This window comes from Flavobacteriales bacterium (assembly GCA_016699575.1).
Classification (GTDB): Bacteria; Bacteroidota; Bacteroidia; order Flavobacteriales_F; family PHOS-HE28; genus PHOS-HE28.
On the sequence record CP064979.1, the window covers coordinates 285,674 to 302,484 of the forward strand.

Below are 16,811 nucleotides of genomic sequence, written 5' to 3' on the forward strand. Positions count from 1 at the left end.
TACCCTAGTCGATCACGAGGATCAGCTCCGTTCGATCGGCGATCGTGCTGACCCGTTCCCAATCCTCGTTACGAACGCCACTGTACAGCACGCTTGCGTTCCCCATGCTGTCCACGAAAGTCACAGCGAAACCCCGGTAGAAATTGCTCGGAAGCACATGGCCGCCGGAGCCTTGTACGACGTCGTCAATGGCCGTGATGCTCTGCGCTTGTAGGGAATCGGTGAGCAGGTCCGCTTGACCGTACAGCGCTTCGGCGCTGACAACCAGTGCGCTGTCCGTACGGTTGTCGACGTAATACCGGCCATAAGCCATCGGTTCAACGATCACCGGTCGGCAAGCCGAAAGGCAGAGCAGCAACACCGCGGCAACGACCGTTGTGCAATGAACGGACTTCATGCCTTCTTCAGGTAGCGCGCCGGGAACATCACTTTCAGTGGATCCCAGTAGTAGCGTTTCCAGCCGTCCTTGAACTCCTTCACCATGGGCGTGGGCACTTGCCGGTGCGCGAAACTGATGGCGCACTTGTCCTTGGCCAAACGCGTGAAGTCGAAGGTCACCTCGGAGAAGTGGCGCTCGGGCCACTCGGCCTCCCGAGCACGCCAGCTCTGCACGATGCGCCGACCGGGAAATAGCTCCAGGTTCTTGCCGTAAGCATACCCATCGTACACGGCGAATTCTCCACCGACCGTCTTACTGACCTTCGCGGGTGCTCCGGTGAGCAACGTGTGGCTCTTCGAATCCATGAGCACATCGTAGACGGCCTGCGCCGATGCGTACACGGTCACCCTTTGCACGAAGTTCGAGAATTGCTTGTCCATGAGGATCGGGGATGGGCGCATGAAAGTAGGGGAAGCGATAGACCCGGGGACATCGTTGACCGGTCACCTTTTGCCACATCGGGCATTCAAGGTGCAAGCAACACGAACGAACGACCATGGAACGCATCGCCCTCATCATCGTCCTCCTGCTGGCCTTCGTCAGCGGCCGTGCAGTAACCACGCAACGCGACACACTATTGCACTTCGCCAGCGATCAGCATGATCTGACGGCCGAAGCGCTCATCACCCTGGAAGCCTTCGTGAATTCCACGATCGCGCAAGGCGAAGCGGAATTCACCATCACCGGCCACACCGACAGCGATGCGGACAACAACTACAACGAGCGGCTGGCCCAGCTCCGCGCGAAGGAGGTCCGGGAGTTCCTATTGCAACGTGGTGTTCCCGAGGCCTCCATCCGCATCAATGCGTTCGGCGAGCGCATGGCCGTGGCCACGAACGAAAACGAAGAGGGCCAGGCGTTGAACCGTCGAGTGCAGATCACCGCAACCGTGCACCGGTGGGAAAGCACGGCCGACCTCACTGCGCGCTTGCGGCAAGGCTCCGAACAAGTCTTCCGCATCGACCCCACGTTGGAGCAATCGCTCACTACGGCCGCGGGCGCCACGGTGCAGCTAGGCTCCTTGAGCTTGGTCGCCGAGAACGGAAGGCCCGCGACAGGTCCCGTCGACCTTCACATCACTGACGCGCTCGGCCTGGAGTCCATCATAGGTCACCGGCTGAGCACCGTGAGCGGGGATCAGCTTTTGGAAACCGGGGGCATGCTGAAGATCGAAGCGGTCGATGCCGCTGGCAATGCCTTGGTCCTCGACCCTACCAAACCCATGACCATCACACTGCCCACCGAAGTGAAGAAGGACGGCATGCAGCTCTTTCTCAGCGACAACGGCAGCAACTGGGCCACCGCACAGCCTATCATAAATAGTTGGAGCGTCCAGGACGAAGGCATTAAAGAGACCTACAAGTACCAGAACCCGCCAGCGCTGAAATGGCCGGCCATGGAGTACATGCAATACACCGGCAGCACCCCTGAACCGCGCAAACCCATTTCGCCGGCCATGCCGCGCGAACCGCTGAAGCCGGTGCGCGAGCGCTACACCACGGCCTGGAACTGGTGGACGTTCACGAGCAAAGCGGCCCATGCCGCCGAAGACCAGGCTCGTTTCGACAAGGCGCACGAGGCCTACTTGGCACGCATGGAGAAGTTCCACAGACAAGTGAAGCAATACAAGGCGGACAGTGCTGCTTTCCCGCAACGGCTGGAAGAACACGCCGAAGCCATGGGCAAGTGGGCGTGCGACGAGGAGGCTTCGTTGGCCGCTTGGCAACGGGACGTGTACCAACCAGCCTTTGAGCTCTACGAGCGACGGAAGGAAGCAGTGCGGCCGCGCAACGACAGCATCATGGCAGCCTGGCGGGTTGAACGCGACAGTGCGTTCTCGGCCTACGTGGCCAAAGCCGACAGTACGGGCACCGGGGCGACCAGTGGTCTCCTGAACGCCTACGTATTCGCAGTCTCCTCGCTGGGCTGGATCAACTGCGACAGGTTCTATGGAAGCGAAGAGCCACAAAGCATCATCGCCTTCCGCGATCCGGACGCAACTGAAGAAGAAGTCTTCCTCGTGTTCACCGGCATCAAGAGCATCCTGGCCATTGGCAAGTCCGATCAAGACCGCTACACCAGCCCACGAGTACCCGTTACGGAACCGGCCATCCTCTTTGCCTACAAAGTGCAGGACGGCAAGCCGATGCTGTGCAAGAAACCCGTGGACCGGGGCCAGCGGCAATCGTTGCAGTTCGAACCAAGCAGTTTCACGGAGATCAGGAGCGTTCTCAAAGAACTTGATGGGCGAGGCACCTAATGGACCTGTGCCTTCGTCAGTGCTGTGGGTTGGCAGGAAAGAGCGTGCGGCCGGGCGGGAGTCCGGCCGCGCGCGTTGTGCACCAACGCGCAGCTTGCTTTCTTAGCGGCATGTCCCCAGTATCCATTGTTGTGGCCGATGCGCAGACGCTCGTGTTCGAAGGTCTGCGCAAGCGGTTCTGGAACGACCCGGTGCTGAGGTTCGCTGCGCACGTTCACAACGGGGCGGAGCTACTGCGATACTTGAACGAGCATGAAATAGGACTGGTGCTCATGGACGTCTCCATGCACATCATGGACGGCATCGATACCGCGCGGACGATGCGCACCCGCTTCCCACTGGTCCGCATACTGGCCCACAGCGCACTAACGGAGATCGAATACGTGAACAGCATGCTCATCGAAGGCGCCCGGGGCTACTTGGTAAAGGGCTGCTCGGACGACGAAATGCGCTCGGCCATCGAGCTGGTCATGGACGGTGGGCGCTACATCAGTCCAGCCGCGCGTGACAGTATTGCGCGTGGCTACCAGCACACGGACAAGCGGGTTGATGGCGAGTATTTGAGGCTCACTGAGCGCGAACGGGCTGTCATCAGGCTCATCGCCCTGGAGAAAACGAACGACGAGATCGGCGCCGAACTCTTCATCAGCACCGATACGGTGAAGTCGCATCGAAAGAGCTTGATGACCAAGCTCGATGTGCGCAGTACTGCGGGACTTGTGAAGTACGCCAAGGACCGGTGTTGGGTGTGATCCGCGCCATCCCGCCTTCGACTTCGGGCGGTGTTGCCCCACCGGCAGTTTCCGTTCCTACATTTACGCCCCGTGATCGCGGCCCGTCCAGTGGCCCTCTCACCATGCGATGACGGGTTCCACCAAGTACATTTTCGTTACCGGCGGCGTTACCAGCAGCCTGGGCAAAGGCATCATCAGTGCTAGCCTGGCCAAGCTGCTGCAAGCACGTGGCTTCTCCGTCACCATCCAGAAGCTGGACCCCTACATCAACGTTGATCCCGGTACGCTGAACCCGTACGAGCATGGCGAGTGCTATGTGACCGAAGACGGTGCAGAGACCGACCTTGACCTGGGCCATTACGAGCGCTTCCTCGGAACGCCCACGAGCAAAGCCAACAACGTCACCACGGGCCGCATCTACCAAAGCGTGATCAGCAAGGAGCGGCGCGGCAAGTACCTCGGCAAAACGGTGCAGGTGATCCCGCACATCACGGACGAGATCAAAGACCATGTGAAGGCGCTGGGGAAAAAGGGGATCTACGATTTCGTGATCACCGAGGTAGGCGGAACCGTCGGCGACATAGAGAGCCTGCCGTACATCGAAAGCATCCGCCAGTTGCGTTGGGAACTGGGCCACGACGCGCTCAACATCCACCTGACGTTGCTCCCCTTCCTGAACACCACAGGCGAGCTCAAAACGAAGCCCACGCAGCACAGCGTGAAGGAACTGCTCAGTCTTGGCGTGCAGCCTGATGTTCTCGTGTGCCGTACGGAGCATCCCATGGGCAAGGGAATGAAGGAGAAGATCGCCCTGTTCTGCAACGTGGCCACCAACGCAGTTATCGAAAGTGCTGATGCATCCACGATCTACGACGTGCCGTTGTTGATGCAACAAGAGGGTTTGGACACGGTGGTGCTGGAAAAGCTGGGCCTCACGAACGCCCCCGAGGCCGACCTCACGCAGTGGATCGCCTTCCTGCACCGGTACAAGAACCCGAAGCACACCGTGCGCATTGGCCTGGTGGGCAAGTACGTGGAACTGAAGGATGCCTATAAGAGCATCAAGGAAGCGCTGGAACACGCCGGTGCCGAAAATGAGGCCCGCTTGGACATCCGATGGGTGCATAGCGAACGTCTGACAAAGGAGAACGTGACCGAAGAACTGGCCGGCCTGAGCGGCATTCTTGTGGCGCCCGGCTTTGGCAATAGGGGTATTGAAGGCAAGATCGAAGCGATCCGTTTCGCCCGCGAGAACAAGGTCCCATTCCTGGGCATCTGCCTGGGCATGCAGTGCGCCGTCATCGAGTTCGGGCGCAACGTGCTGGGCTTTGCCGACGCCAACAGCACCGAAATGGCCCCCGACACCGGGCATCCGGTGATCGCCATGATGGAAGACCAGAAGAAGATCACCGACAAGGGCGGCACCATGCGCTTGGGGGCCTACCCGTGCACCGTGGGCGAGGGCACACGTGCGTTCGATGTCTATGGTCGGACCGACATCACTGAGCGGCACCGGCACCGGTTCGAGTTCAACAACACCTACCTGGCCGAGTACAAACAGGCCGGCATGCTACCGAGCGGTATCAACCCGAAGAGCGGCCTAGTGGAGATCGTCGAGTTGAAGGACCACCCGTGGTTCGTCGGTGTGCAGTTCCACCCGGAGTACAAGAGCACGGTAACGCAGCCGCACCCCCTGTTCATCCGTTTCGTGAAGGCCGCCATGGACGCAGCTTTTGCGCAAGTGACGAGCCCAACGAGCCGGGCCAAAGCTGTGGCTGGCTGAAGTTCAGCGCAAGCGGTCGGCGCTCTTCACCAACTCCTCGTCGGCCTTGATGCCGCGGACCGCCAGAAAAGTGAATGCCAAGGCAATGAGCGGAAGGAAATATCCAATGCCGACTCCGCCCGCACCGCCCTTCTCCTCAATGACCGCCTGCATGCTGTGCTCGCTCATGAACACGGCCGCGAACAAGGCGAGCAGCACCATGTAGCAGAAGTTGGCGAAACGGAGTTGCCGTTTACGGTCCTTGAACATGAAAACAGTGGCACCCAGCATGAGGATGGCCAAACCGGCTACCGCTTGCAACGGCACGAGGGGTTTCGGCGCAAAGAGCGCATCCTGTCCACCCACCATGGTACCAAGCACACCGAACGTGACTTCCGTTGGCTGGTCCGGCAGCTTATAGATGCCGATGGCGAAAACGAACATCAGCGCCACACACAGTGCGGCGAGAGCTAAAAACAGGGTCTGCTTGCGTTGGATCATGGCCGGGTTGCGCGGCGAAGATGGCACCACGGAACTTTCGCCTATCATTGCCCCCGACTTTCTGCGGTGGCCCGGTTCCGGGACACTGCCCCTCTCCCTGATCATCGCTTACTGACCGATAGGTTCACCCGGTGCACGAGCACCGTTCCACACCCCCGACATCCTTTCTCATGCACGACGCGAAGGCGCTGAACGACATGAAGCTGGCCGAGCTGCGCGAGCTCGCCAAGAAGCTCAACCTCAAAAAGGCCGACACCCTGCGCAAGCAGGACCTCATTGACAAGATCCTCGGCGAGCAAGGGGGCGGCGCAAAAGCCGAAAGGCCGGAGCCCAAAACCGCGGCCGAAGATCCGCTGGCCATGGAGGCCGTGGCTGACGAAGTTGAGCCCGTGGAAGATCCGGAGCCCGACGAGGACGACGATGATGAAGAGGAGAACGGCGCCAACGGGGAAGACGGGGATGATGAAGACGAGGATGATGAGGACGGCGATGATGATGAAGAAACGGAAGGCGTGAACGGAGGCCCGGAAGCCCCCCCCGCGCCAACGCAGCCCAGCGATCCACAGGAAATCCGCCGCCAGCGCGAGCGGGAGTTCCGCGAGCGCAGGGACAGCAAAGGCCAGCGCGACCCGCAAGCCGCCAAGCTGGAAGGTGGCGAACGCAACGAAGGCCGTCGTGATGACCGCAACGACCGCGGCGACCGCAACCATGGACAACCGAACGACCAGCAGCGCCAAGGCGGCCAACGGGACGACGGCAACCGCAACGACCGTCGCGACCGGTGGCGCGACCGCGACCGCCAACAAGGCGACCAGAACCAAGGCGGGCAGCAACAGGGCAATCAACCCCGTGATGACCGCAACCAAGGCCAACGCAACGACCGCCAACAACAGGGTGACCAACAGCGCGGTGGCGATCAGCAGCGCAACGGTGACCACCAACGCAACGACCAGCGCCAGGACAACCGCCCGCACCGGGAGCCACCACCGCAGTTCGATGCGTTCGTGGAGACCGATGGTGTGCTGGAGATCATGCCTGACGGCTATGGATTCCTGCGCAGCAGCGATTACCACTACCTGGCATCGCCGGACGATGTGTACGTGAGCCAGCAGCAGATCAAGGCGCACAGCCTGAAGACCGGCGACACCATAAGCGGTTATGTGCGCCCACCGCGCGACGGCGACAAGTTCTTCCCGCTGGTGAAGGTGGACCGTGTGAACGGCCGCGACCCCGATTGGGTTCGTGATCGCGTGCCCTTCAAGTTCCTCACGCCGCTCTTCCCCGATGAGAAGTTCGATGTAACCACCAAGGGCGGCAACCTCAGCACGCGCATCCTCGACCTGTTCTCGCCCATCGGCAAAGGCCAGCGCGGCCTGATCGTAGCGCAGCCCAAGACCGGTAAGACCATCCTGCTGAAGGACGTGGCCAACGCCATCGCGGCGAACCACCCAGAGGTGTACCTCATCGTGCTGCTCATCGACGAGCGGCCGGAGGAAGTCACGGACATGGCCCGCAGCGTGCGTGCCGAGGTGATCGCCAGCACGTTCGACGAACCTGCCACACGCCACGTGCAAGTGGCCAGCATGGTGCTCGAAAAAGCCAAGTGCATGGTGGAATGCGGCCACGATGTGGTGATCCTGCTGGATTCCATTACCCGTCTGGCTCGTGCCTACAACACGGTGCAACCGGCCAGCGGCAAGATCCTCAGCGGCGGTGTCGATGCGAACGCACTGCACAAACCGAAGCGCTTCTTCGGCGCTGCACGGAAGATCGAGAACGGAGGCAGCCTCACCATCCTTGCCACGGCGCTCACCGAGACCGGCAGCAAGATGGACGAGGTGATCTTCGAGGAATTCAAGGGCACGGGCAACATGGAACTGCAGCTCGACCGGAAGATCAGCAACCGCCGCATCTTCCCCGCCATCGACATCCTTGCTTCCGGCACACGCCGCGATGACCTTCTGCACCACAAGGACGTGCTGCAACGCACTTGGGTGCTGCGCAAGCACCTGGCCGACATGAACCCGGTGGAAGCGATGGAATTCGTGAAGACGCGCATGGAAGGCACCAAGAGCAACGAAGAGTTCCTGGTGAGCATGAACGGGTGATGCGCTACACCGCCATCATCGCGTTCGCGGCCATCACCCTGCGCTGGCTGCTGCACGCCGACAAGGTCATCACCGACGGGCACTCTTTCACGCCCATCCACTTGCTCGCTTTGCTGCTCGCGGTCTTCTTCGCGCAGCACCTCTCGCTGCGGTCCAATGCCGCCTCGACATTTCCGATGCTCGTGCGCGCAGGCTTCCGGAATGCTGTCGTTTATGCGCTCAGCATCGCGGTATTCAGCTACGCGCTCTACACCTGGATCGACCCGCTCTACTTCCCCATCGAGGTGAACGAGCGCATCGACATGGCCGTAGCCGACGGTGTGCCAGAGGCGGAAGCACGCGCACGCATGCAGTCCATGTTCACCCCACTGAACTATGCCACGTTCACGCTCATCATATACATGGCGGCGGGCATCCTCTTCGCCTTGGTCATGGGCGCCGTGCACCACAAGGTGCTGCGCAAGCTGCGCTGAACACTACGCAATGAAGGCTTCGGCCATGGCCTGCTGATCGAGGCCGCCGAAATTGCCGCTGCTCATCATCAGCAGCACGGCCTTGTCATCGGCCCATGTGCGCACGCCGCCCATCACTTCGATAGGATCGGTGAGAACTCTGAGGTCCGCACGGCCGAACGCACGCTGGATACGTTCCGGTGGGATCGGCGGTAGGCGCTTCAGCTCCACGGCGTGCGGATCGTAGAACACGATGGCATGATCGGCCATGTCCATGGTGTGCGCATATTGGTCGAGGAAACCTTCGCTCAGGCTGCTGAAGGTGTGGAGCTCCATGCACGCCGTGAGCTTACGATCGGGGAACTGCTCTCGCACGGCCTGCACCGTGGCGGTAAGCTTGCTCGGAGAGTGCGCGAAGTCCTTGAAGACGACACGTGAACCGCTCTCGGCCAGTTTCTCCAAGCGTTTGGCCGCGCCGTGGAAGGTCGCGATGGCCGAGTAGAACTCCCGATCACCGATGCCCAGTTGATGGCACACGTGCCGCGCGCCTTCCAGGTTCTGCAGGTTGTGCTTGCCGAAAACCTGGAGGCGGACATCGCCCTGCGTTGTTTCCAGCACGGTGACACCGTTCTCGATGCGGTGCTTCGGAGTTCCGTATGGAATGCTCGCAGTGGGCGCCCCTTTCCCCATCGGGGAAGGGACGGGGATGGGGTCGGCCAGCTTGCGCACCTCAGGGTCTTCGCCGCACCATATCAATTTGCCACCCGGCTCTATGCACCGGATGAACATGCGGAACTGGTCCACGTAGCTCTCGAACGTCTTGAAGACGTTGATGTGGTCCCATGCGATACCGCTGATCAGCGCAATGTCGGGCTTGTACAGATGGAACTTGGGAACGGGCTGCAGGGTGCTGGCCATGTACTCATCGCCCTCGATGATGGCCACCTTGCTCGTGGGGCTGAGGCGCACCATACAATCGAAACCGTCGAGCTGTGCGCCAACGAGGTAATCGAACTCCACCTTGCACTGTCGCAGCACATGCACGATCATGCTGGTGATGGTCGTCTTGCCGTGGCTGCCACCGATCACCACACGGGTCTTGTCCTTCGTTTGCTCGTGGAAGAAGGCCGGGTAGCTGAAGACCGGCAAGCCCAGTTCCTGCGCGCGCTTCAACTCGGGATTGTCAGCGCGGGCATGCATGCCGAGAATGACCGCATCCAGGTCCTTCGTGATGTCCTCTGGATGCCACCCTAGCGCACTTGGCAGGAGGTTCAAACGCTCCAAGCGGCTGCGGCTCGGCTCGAAGATCTCGTCGTCGCTGCCCGTTACGTCGAAACCCTTCTGGTGCAGCGCAATGGCCAGGTTGTGCATGGCGCTGCCGCCTATGGCGATGAAGTGGACGCGGTTCATGGCGTGAAGATCCCATACGGCCATCCCCCGAAGCAGCCCTGCACAACAATGTGTGAACGCCGGGGTGTCAAACCATTGACCCGATCACGGCTTCACCAGCACCACCTTCCCATCGATCCACTCGACCAAAGGAGTGCCGTGCATCTTGGCCGACTTACAGGCATCACGATAAGCCCGTTTCAAAGCCCGCTCAACTGACTTGGCGAACTCGGTTTTCGGTTTCAAGCGCTTCTCAGCCATTTGATTGATCAACTAGAACAGGGCGCCTGCCCTGATTATCATACACAGCCCATGAATCCACAAGGGTCTTGTAAGCGGCACCGAAATTATGCCAACCACGCTTGAAACGCCGCCGAATGTCGTGGGCCGGCACATGATGTCCGCCTTGTTTCACACGCAAGGCCACACGTTCAATGGCCATTTCCGCGCTCGGCAACTTCAGGAACACCAACTCCAATCGGTATCCAACGGCTTTCCAACGCCGCAGCCGACCAACGTAGGACAAGCCGCTCAGAGTGGTCTCGAAGGCAAAATCCGCCCTGGCCGACACCAAGCGGTCAAGTTCACTCAACAGTATCCGTCCAGCACGCACTTGCACAGCCGACGGATCCAAGGGCGACAATCCAGCAGCGATAAGGTCCGCGTTCACGAAATGCAGAACGTCCGCCTCATTGGGCAGAAATTGACGCGCGAACGTCGTCTTCCCTGCCCCGTTCGGACCAGCGATCACAATGCACCGTGGACGACGTTTGGCCATGCATCGCAAATGTGCAGCCTCCAACCGTACAAGCGATCTTCGCCGCTATGAACCTCTACCCCATCGACACCGGTTTCTTCAAGCTCGACGGCGGCGCCATGTTCGGCGTGGTGCCCAAAACGTTGTGGGGCAAAATGCACCCGCCCGATGAGCGCAACGCTTGCACCTGGGCCATGCGCTGCCTCTTGGTGGAAACCGGTGGCCACCTCATCCTCATCGACAACGGCATCGGCGACAAGCAGGACGCCAAATTCTTCAGCCATTATGACCTGCATGGGGGCGACACCCTCGACAAGTCGCTCGCCAGGCACGGCTTCAACCGCAACGACATCACCGATGTGTTCCTGAGCCACTTGCATTTCGATCATTGCGGCGGCAGCATACGTTGGAACAGCAAGCGCGATGGCTTCGAACCGGCCTTCCCCAACGCCACCTACTGGAGCAACGAGCACCATTGGTCCTGGGCCATCCGCCCCAATGCACGCGAGAAAGCCAGCTTCCTCCAAGAGAACATCCTGCCCATTGAGCAAAGCGGTCAGTTGAAATTCGTTCCCATTGCTCGCGGCCAGGCCCATGAGAACGTGCTGGTGAAGGACCTGTTCCCGGGTTTCGACGTGCTCACGGTGAACGGCCACACCGATGCGATGATGATCCCGCACCTGAAGTGCAAGGGCCGCACGGTGGCCTACATGGCGGACCTGCTGCCCAGCGTGCACCACGTCCCGGTCGCCTGGGTGATGGCTTATGATACGCGACCACTGCTCACGCTGGATGAAAAAGCCGCCTTCCTGAGCAAAGCCGCAGCAGAGCAATACGTGTTGTTCCTGGAGCACGACCCCAACAACCAATGCTGCATGGTGCAGCAAACGGAAAAGGGCGTGCGCTTGGAGCGGGCCTTCAGCCTCTCCGAACTCTAGCGCTCCACCACGAAACGTCCCACCGGGATACCTGCATCGGCGGTGAGCAAGTAGCTGCCAGGAGCCAGACCACCTACATCGAGGCGCAGAAGCATGCCGGGAACGTTGGCCACCTGGGCTACCCGCCGACCGGAAAGGTCGAGGATGTTCAGTGCATGCACCTCGTTGGGGAGCCCGAGGACGGTGAGTTCGCTGCGTGCAGGCACCGGGTAGATCTGCACACCGGCCAACCGGTTCTCAGCAACACCATCGGGCAAGGCCGTCTCCACGCAGATGGTGAAATCGCCGGCCTCAACGCCACCGCCGTTCCATACGCGCACCAAGTAGTCGGTGCCAGCATCCAATCCACTGAAAGTGTATTCGCCGATGCTGTCCGTGAAGCAGGCGATGTAATCCGGCTCACTGCAAGCTTCATACAAAGCCACGCTGAGAGTGGTGGCATCACCGAGCGCTGTGATGATGGTATGCTCGGTTTGCAGGCCGGTATTGAAAACGAACCACGCGTCGTTCACGTTCTCGTACGGATCGCAGCCGGGGTTCGGCAGCGGCGAGGCGTAGGCGCATACCAAGGTCGCTACAGTAGGCGCGCACTGATCGATGGGCTGTGGCACCAGCACGGTAGGGCTGTCACAATCATCGTTGGCCAGCGTGGGTGAACAAGGTGGGTTGCAGGATGCGGAGAGCGAAAAGTTTCCCACCGCTCCGTTGTAGCCGTGAACCAGCACCCCGTAGCTCACGCCCATCTCCGCAACGAACGTGGTCACGGAAGTATTGCCATTGCACGACGGTCCGTCATCATTGCCGGCCATGCAGGTGAGCGCATTGCAGTTGCCAGCGAACACACTGATCTTGCTATCGAAGTTGGCATCGTTGCACGTGCTCAGGGTCACTTCATCACCTGCACCAACGAGGTAGTACCAAACACCTGCCGTGTTCACGTTCGCAGATCCGCACTCCGGGGCGATGGACACGATCGAGCCTTCGGTGGTACCATCCAGGGTATCACCACAAACGATCAGCAACGCATCGGCACAAAACGCATTGGCCGGTGGCGGTAGTTCCAACGTGGTGAACGCAAAGGGACCTCCCCAAGCGCTAGTGTCTCCACCGCCGCAATCCAGCATCACGTATACCTCGTAGTCCGTAGAATCATCGAGGCCGGTGATGTTCGCCGGAGGGCCATCGACACCGATGGTGCCTGAGGTGAGCGTTCCGGTGCCGGGCGTAAAACCGGTCGGACCATGCTCGATGATGAAACCCGTTGCGCCGAGCGGATCGAAGAACACGAACGCCTCCACATCGCTTGGGCTGATGAACACGTCCTCGGCCGTGGGACAGGTCGGGCACTCGAGCGTGAGCGTGAAATCACCGGTCTCGCCGTCGTAGCCCTGAACAAGGATGTAGTAGGTAGTGCCGCTCACCGACTGGAAGTTCACGGTGCTGAGCAGGTTGCACTGCGCATCGTCGTCGTTGCCATCCACGCACACCAGATTGCCGCAGGAACCGCTGTACACGTTGAGGCGCGTGTCGTACGAAGCGCCGCTGCAGGTGGTAACGGTCATATACGCCCCGGTTCCAGGAAAGGTGAACCACACACCTGCTGCTTCAATTCCGGTTCCACAGAATGCGACGGTATCCACGGCCGCACTATCGGTATTCCCATTGAGGCTTTGGCCGCACCCGATGGTGATGGCCCCGGTGCATGCGTCGTTCGGCACCTGGGCAACTAGAGCGGAGCAGCAAAGCAGTGCGGCAAACAGGGTATTCGTTCTCATCATAGGGGGCGCTGGAGTGGCGCCGAATATACCCGGCCGTTCCGCCTCGGGAACTGTCAATTGCGGTTCCTGCGTCCGCGCCGTTCCGGGTCTTCGTGGAAGAAGTAACGCACGTCGAAGGTGAGGTAGGTGCCTACGATACCTTGCCGGGTGCTGTATTCACCGCCATTGATCCGCATGGTGTGCTCCGCGATGGCCATCTCGCCGAATGGCCGGTGATAGGACGCGCCCAAGTAGAAGTAACCGGACTTCGGAGTACGGTACTCGAAACCCAAATTGGCCACTACAGCCGCCTGCAGCCAATTGTTGCGGAACCAGAACGTGCGCAGTTCAACGTCGTTTTCCACGGCATCGGTGGGGTACATGTCCGCGCTGGCGCCGGCCGCCGCGTTCATCCAGGTGCGCTCACCCAAGCGCACGTACACCAACCCTTGCACGGGGATCTCATAGCCGACCCACTTGATGGTGTTGCCGCCGCCGAGCGCCGTGGTGTCGTTGGTGAGCGACCATCGGTAATTGCGCTGGATCTGGTTGATGCCCACCTCCAACGACAGCATATTGGTGAGCCCTGCTCGGACCACGCCGCCGAACGCGATACCGCCTTGAAGTTCCACCTCGCCGTTCAACGCGCCCTCCTGCCATGCGGTAAGCGGCTTGAAGAAGCTGAGCGGGAATACCGGCTTCACCTGCAGCCCGAACGTGGTGACACGCTCTTGGGCCATGAGCGCAAGGGAGAACGAGATGAAGAAAAGGGCGGACGGGAACCGGATCAGCGCGCGGCGATGAGCAGTTGCTGGCCAACGCGCAGCATGCTCCGTCGTGATATCCCGTTCAATTCGCACAGTTGCTGGATGCTGACGCCGTAAAGGTCAGCTATGGCATTGAGATGATCGCCCTTGCGCACCGTATGGAACGTGGTGCCCAACGGATACGCAGCATAGCTCCAACGCGTTTTGGCCAGCACCAGTGTGTCGCAGAGCAATTCGCCGTTCCTCAGATCGATGAAACGACCGGCATCGATGGGCACGCCTTTGAACCGCACCTCCAAGTGCAAATGGCTGCCATGACTGCGACCGCTGTTGCCGCCGAGCCCGACCAACTGACCCGCGTCCACATGATCGCCCACCTTCACCTTCAAGCGGTGCAAGTGCGCGTAAAACGTCTCCAACCCGTTGTAGTGGCGCACGACAACAAGCCTACCGAAGCTGCCGTACGGCCCACTGAAGCGCACCACACCTGGGAACATCGTCCTTACGGTATCCCATACGGCAAGGTCCAAGTCGATGCCGTTGTGCGGACGACCATCGCGCCACCCGAACCGGCTAGTGAGCACCCCGGGCACTGGCATGTGGAAACCACAAAGGGCGTCATCGTCGGTCAGTTGCACCAGCACCACACTGTCGCCCTTGCTCAGTTCGGGGCCATAGGCGTTGGGGTTGGTGGTGTTCCAAGCACCATAGATCTCGTCGGCCGGATGGGCCAGGCCTGTGTACCAAGGCAGCGCGAAACCGTGCGCCACTTCATTGGCCGTGGGCATCTGGCTGGCGTAGAGGTTGATCTCATTGATGAGCGCATAGGGCACCGTATCAAGCTCGAAAAGCGAGTCGATCATATCCACGATGCCGTGATCGTCCAACGACCGGATCCGCTTGAAAAGTTCAAGATCGCGGATCATGTCGGACGGTGCGTCCTCCAAGGCGCAAAGGGAGTCCAGCAGATGGTCGAGCCGTTCGTCCGTTAGGGCCTCCCCTCCTTCCAGCAGCTTTTCGTTACCGTACTGCACCACGGCCGCCACCGTATCCGTGCCACCTCCACCGTCCGCGGCCTTTCCGTGGAGCGGAAAAGCCAGCGCCGCGCACAGCACAAAGCAGAACATTTGAAGGGGGCGGAACATGGTTTTGCAGAGCAGGCATTTGCGGCCCAGCGGGCCGTACTACGTTGAAAAGGGCCGCGAGGATACCTGCGACCCGGAAAGCACCCTCCCCGGATCCGACAAAAGGGCAGCTTCGCCCGGCGAGCGCATCCCCGTCTTGACCGGTCACAAAAGGCTCATTCGGCCTTCCACACCACGAAGTGATCGAGCGGCTTGCGATACCCCTGCGGCCATTCCATGGCGGGGTAACCTGCATAGAACAGGCCCAGCACATTGTCCCCGTCAGGCATGCCCAGGAAAACCCGCATGGCATCGCTTGTCAGCACGGCACCCGTGGCCCAGAATCCCCCTAGGCCATAGGCAGCGCACGTGAGGTACATGTTCTGGACCCCACAGGCCACAGCGAACTTTTCCTCCTCCTCACTGATCTTCTTGTTCGGATCCCGGGCCATGCCCAACGCGATGACCACCGAGCTCTGCAAGGGCCGCTGTGTCACGTTGTCGTACTTCTTCTGAAGGAATTTGTCCGGAGGTGTGCTCCGTGCATACTCCTCGCCGAGGAACGCGCTCAATCGATGACGGGCAGCGTCGGTGAACACATGGAACCGCCACGGTTGGGTCATGCCATGATTGGGCGCCCAGGTGGCGTTGGAGAGCATCCGCTCGACGATGTCGCGATGGACAACGCGGTCGCTGTAGTCCTTGGGGAAGATCGTGCGGCGGTGACGGATGACCTCGGTGAGCTCGCTGACGCTGAATTTCATGGGGCAACGAATGTATCGGCAGTGGCATCTACGTTTGCGACGAACCCAAATGACAATGAGGATCACTACCGCCCCCTTCCTGCTCTTCGCTGCGCACGCCATTGGACAGATCACTCTTGTGCCAGCCGAGCACGATCCTTTGATCGGCACCGGCTTCAGCGTGAACACCGGTACGTACATCGCTCCCGGGAGTGCGGGCGCAGGTTTGTTCTGGGATTTCAGCGCATTGTCGGCAACGGGCTCGGACGAGCTCCAGTTCGTTGACCCCGCAACCACTCCGAACGGTGCGGATTTCACCACGGCCACCATCGCCATGGTGGACAACGATGGCAACTACAGCTACTTCCAAAGCGATGCAACGGGCTTCACGTTGGTGGGCAACGACGATGGTGCTATTGCATTCCCCTTGAGCGATGGCGCCAAGTATTGGCCTTTCCCGTGCGACTATTCGGACACCTGGAACGACATCCTCGCCGGCACCATAGTCATCGCAGGCCAGAACGTGACCCGCGCCGGCACCATCGAAGGCATCGCTGACGGCTACGGCGACCTTGGTTTGCCTTGGGGAACGGTGTACGGCGTGTTGCGGGTGGCTCTGCACGAGGAATACCAGGACGCCACGCCGCTCGGTACCGTGGTGCACGATGTGATGACGCACCGCTTCTTCACCCGCTTTCTGCCCTTCCCAGTGCTGCAGATCACGGATGCGAGCACAACGGTGAACGGAAGCACGACCACCTCACAGACGACCCAATGGGTGGACAGCACCGTGGTGGGTCTGTTCGAAGCCAGGACCGCTACTACAGCGAGCCTCGTTCTTTGGCCGAACCCAGCATCCGGGATGGTCACTATGAGTACCGGAGACACTGAAGTCTTGCGTGTGGAGGTGACCGACGCAACGGGCCGGTTGGTGCTGTCCGTTCCGTATGGCAGTGCCACGCGGGATCCAGGAAATCACCGTTTGGATGTATCCACGCTGTGCGCAGGCAGCTATGTGGTAAGCACCGTCGGTTCTTCGGGCCGTCGGTCTTCCACAAGGCTTCTGGTGCGCTGAAGAAG

General features: G+C 60.5%; 17 protein-coding genes. 7 read left to right on the forward strand and 10 right to left on the reverse strand.

The genetic code is table 11. The features are described from left to right. Positions 1 to 4 precede the first annotated feature (4 nt). Both IPJ76_01290 and IPJ76_01295 read right to left on the reverse strand, forming a co-directional pair. Entirely contained in the window at positions 5 to 397 is a 393-nt protein-coding gene (locus tag IPJ76_01290; GenBank protein QQR86888.1) for a hypothetical protein, read from the reverse strand. Continuing rightward, positions 394 to 840 (reverse strand): SRPBCC domain-containing protein, encoded by a 447-nt coding sequence (locus IPJ76_01295; protein QQR86889.1) that lies wholly within the window; start codon positions 838 to 840, stop codon positions 394 to 396. Before IPJ76_01295 ends, IPJ76_01290 begins: the two co-directional genes overlap by 4 nt. Before the next feature lie 95 nt (positions 841 to 935). On the opposite strand from IPJ76_01295, the gene IPJ76_01300 reads away from it, so the two are divergent. The 3 genes from IPJ76_01300 to IPJ76_01310 all read left to right on the forward strand — a co-directional run bounded on the left by IPJ76_01300 (position 936) and on the right by IPJ76_01310 (position 5,216). Next, positions 936 to 2,699, forward strand: a complete 1,764-nt coding sequence (locus tag IPJ76_01300) for an OmpA family protein (GenBank protein ID QQR86890.1) — start codon at positions 936 to 938, stop codon at positions 2,697 to 2,699. 110 nt (positions 2,700 to 2,809) lie between these two features. After that, on the forward strand, positions 2,810 to 3,451 hold the full coding sequence (locus IPJ76_01305) for a response regulator transcription factor (protein QQR86891.1): 642 nt from the start codon (positions 2,810 to 2,812) through the stop codon (positions 3,449 to 3,451). A 109-nt stretch (positions 3,452 to 3,560) separates the two neighbouring features. Beyond that, positions 3,561 to 5,216: a CTP synthase gene (locus tag IPJ76_01310; GenBank protein ID QQR86892.1), complete on the forward strand. Its 1,656-nt coding sequence runs from the start codon at positions 3,561 to 3,563 to the stop codon at positions 5,214 to 5,216. A 3-nt stretch (positions 5,217 to 5,219) separates the two neighbouring features. Here IPJ76_01310 and IPJ76_01315 read toward each other — a convergent pair whose 3' ends face one another. Next, entirely contained in the window at positions 5,220 to 5,696 is a 477-nt protein-coding gene (locus IPJ76_01315) for a DUF4293 domain-containing protein (GenBank protein QQR86893.1), read from the reverse strand. Between the two features lie 170 nt (positions 5,697 to 5,866). Here IPJ76_01315 and rho point away from each other — a divergent pair, with 170 nt between their 5' ends. Then, positions 5,867 to 7,804, forward strand: coding sequence for a transcription termination factor Rho (gene rho / locus IPJ76_01320; protein ID QQR86894.1), 1,938 nt, complete (start codon positions 5,867 to 5,869; stop codon positions 7,802 to 7,804). After that, the gene (locus IPJ76_01325; protein QQR86895.1) at positions 7,804 to 8,277 is read left to right on the forward strand and encodes a DUF4199 family protein; all 474 of its coding nucleotides are present in this window, start codon (positions 7,804 to 7,806) and stop codon (positions 8,275 to 8,277) included. Before rho ends, IPJ76_01325 begins: the two co-directional genes overlap by 1 nt. Before the next feature lie 3 nt (positions 8,278 to 8,280). On the opposite strand, the gene IPJ76_01330 is transcribed toward IPJ76_01325, so the two are convergent. The 3 genes from IPJ76_01330 to IPJ76_01340 all read right to left on the reverse strand — a co-directional run bounded on the left by IPJ76_01330 (position 8,281) and on the right by IPJ76_01340 (position 10,423). Continuing rightward, on the reverse strand, positions 8,281 to 9,666 hold the full coding sequence (locus IPJ76_01330; GenBank protein ID QQR86896.1) for a peptidoglycan synthetase: 1,386 nt from the start codon (positions 9,664 to 9,666) through the stop codon (positions 8,281 to 8,283). Between the two features lie 84 nt (positions 9,667 to 9,750). Beyond that, positions 9,751 to 9,906 carry a hypothetical protein gene (locus tag IPJ76_01335; GenBank protein QQR86897.1) on the reverse strand — a complete coding sequence of 52 codons (156 nt, stop codon included), beginning with the start codon at positions 9,904 to 9,906 and terminating at the stop codon, positions 9,751 to 9,753. After that, positions 9,899 to 10,423, reverse strand: coding sequence for a zeta toxin family protein (locus tag IPJ76_01340; protein QQR86898.1), 525 nt, complete (start codon positions 10,421 to 10,423; stop codon positions 9,899 to 9,901). The genes IPJ76_01335 and IPJ76_01340 overlap by 8 nt, the downstream gene beginning before the upstream one ends. Positions 10,424 to 10,470: 47 nt before the next feature. On the opposite strand from IPJ76_01340, the gene IPJ76_01345 reads away from it, so the two are divergent. Next, positions 10,471 to 11,340 carry an MBL fold metallo-hydrolase gene (locus IPJ76_01345; protein QQR86899.1) on the forward strand — a complete coding sequence of 290 codons (870 nt, stop codon included), beginning with the start codon at positions 10,471 to 10,473 and terminating at the stop codon, positions 11,338 to 11,340. Here IPJ76_01345 and IPJ76_01350 read toward each other — a convergent pair. The 4 genes from IPJ76_01350 to IPJ76_01365 all read right to left on the reverse strand — a co-directional run bounded on the left by IPJ76_01350 (position 11,337) and on the right by IPJ76_01365 (position 15,752). After that, positions 11,337 to 13,118: a T9SS type A sorting domain-containing protein gene (locus IPJ76_01350; protein ID QQR86900.1), complete on the reverse strand. Its 1,782-nt coding sequence runs from the start codon at positions 13,116 to 13,118 to the stop codon at positions 11,337 to 11,339. The genes IPJ76_01345 and IPJ76_01350 overlap by 4 nt on opposite strands. Positions 13,119 to 13,171: 53 nt before the next feature. After that, positions 13,172 to 13,837: a hypothetical protein gene (locus IPJ76_01355; protein ID QQR86901.1), complete on the reverse strand. Its 666-nt coding sequence runs from the start codon at positions 13,835 to 13,837 to the stop codon at positions 13,172 to 13,174. 47 nt (positions 13,838 to 13,884) lie between these two features. Beyond that, positions 13,885 to 15,009 carry a peptidoglycan DD-metalloendopeptidase family protein gene (locus IPJ76_01360; protein QQR86902.1) on the reverse strand — a complete coding sequence of 375 codons (1,125 nt, stop codon included), beginning with the start codon at positions 15,007 to 15,009 and terminating at the stop codon, positions 13,885 to 13,887. 155 nt (positions 15,010 to 15,164) lie between these two features. After that, complete coding sequence (locus tag IPJ76_01365) at positions 15,165 to 15,752, reverse strand: nitroreductase (protein QQR86903.1); 588 nt, start codon at positions 15,750 to 15,752, stop codon at positions 15,165 to 15,167. Between the two features lie 55 nt (positions 15,753 to 15,807). On the opposite strand from IPJ76_01365, the gene IPJ76_01370 reads away from it, so the two are divergent. After that, positions 15,808 to 16,806: a T9SS type A sorting domain-containing protein gene (locus IPJ76_01370; protein QQR86904.1), complete on the forward strand. Its 999-nt coding sequence runs from the start codon at positions 15,808 to 15,810 to the stop codon at positions 16,804 to 16,806. The last annotated feature ends 5 nt before the right edge of the window (positions 16,807 to 16,811 follow it).

What these genes read in the sequence shown, in the direction of transcription:
- IPJ76_01325 (QQR86895.1), top strand. Translation starts at nt 7,804, where the DNA reads ATGCGCTACACCGCCATCATCGCGTTCGCGGCCATCACCCTGCGCTGG.
- IPJ76_01360 (QQR86902.1), bottom strand. Translation starts at nt 15,009, where the DNA reads ATGTTCCGCCCCCTTCAAATGTTCTGCTTTGTGCTGTGCGCGGCGCTG.
- IPJ76_01335 (QQR86897.1), bottom strand. Translation starts at nt 9,906, where the DNA reads ATGGCTGAGAAGCGCTTGAAACCGAAAACCGAGTTCGCCAAGTCAGTT.
- IPJ76_01330 (QQR86896.1), bottom strand. Translation starts at nt 9,666, where the DNA reads ATGAACCGCGTCCACTTCATCGCCATAGGCGGCAGCGCCATGCACAAC.
- IPJ76_01310 (QQR86892.1), top strand. Translation starts at nt 3,561, where the DNA reads ATGACGGGTTCCACCAAGTACATTTTCGTTACCGGCGGCGTTACCAGC.
- IPJ76_01295 (QQR86889.1), bottom strand. Translation starts at nt 840, where the DNA reads ATGCGCCCATCCCCGATCCTCATGGACAAGCAATTCTCGAACTTCGTG.
- IPJ76_01365 (QQR86903.1), bottom strand. Translation starts at nt 15,752, where the DNA reads ATGAAATTCAGCGTCAGCGAGCTCACCGAGGTCATCCGTCACCGCCGC.
- rho (QQR86894.1), top strand. Translation starts at nt 5,867, where the DNA reads ATGCACGACGCGAAGGCGCTGAACGACATGAAGCTGGCCGAGCTGCGC.
- IPJ76_01345 (QQR86899.1), top strand. Translation starts at nt 10,471, where the DNA reads ATGAACCTCTACCCCATCGACACCGGTTTCTTCAAGCTCGACGGCGGC.
- IPJ76_01355 (QQR86901.1), bottom strand. Translation starts at nt 13,837, where the DNA reads ATGGCCCAAGAGCGTGTCACCACGTTCGGGCTGCAGGTGAAGCCGGTA.
- IPJ76_01300 (QQR86890.1), top strand. Translation starts at nt 936, where the DNA reads ATGGAACGCATCGCCCTCATCATCGTCCTCCTGCTGGCCTTCGTCAGC.
- IPJ76_01305 (QQR86891.1), top strand. Translation starts at nt 2,810, where the DNA reads ATGTCCCCAGTATCCATTGTTGTGGCCGATGCGCAGACGCTCGTGTTC.
- IPJ76_01290 (QQR86888.1), bottom strand. Translation starts at nt 397, where the DNA reads ATGAAGTCCGTTCATTGCACAACGGTCGTTGCCGCGGTGTTGCTGCTC.
- IPJ76_01315 (QQR86893.1), bottom strand. Translation starts at nt 5,696, where the DNA reads ATGATCCAACGCAAGCAGACCCTGTTTTTAGCTCTCGCCGCACTGTGT.
- IPJ76_01350 (QQR86900.1), bottom strand. Translation starts at nt 13,118, where the DNA reads ATGATGAGAACGAATACCCTGTTTGCCGCACTGCTTTGCTGCTCCGCT.
- IPJ76_01370 (QQR86904.1), top strand. Translation starts at nt 15,808, where the DNA reads ATGAGGATCACTACCGCCCCCTTCCTGCTCTTCGCTGCGCACGCCATT.
- IPJ76_01340 (QQR86898.1), bottom strand. Translation starts at nt 10,423, where the DNA reads ATGGCCAAACGTCGTCCACGGTGCATTGTGATCGCTGGTCCGAACGGG.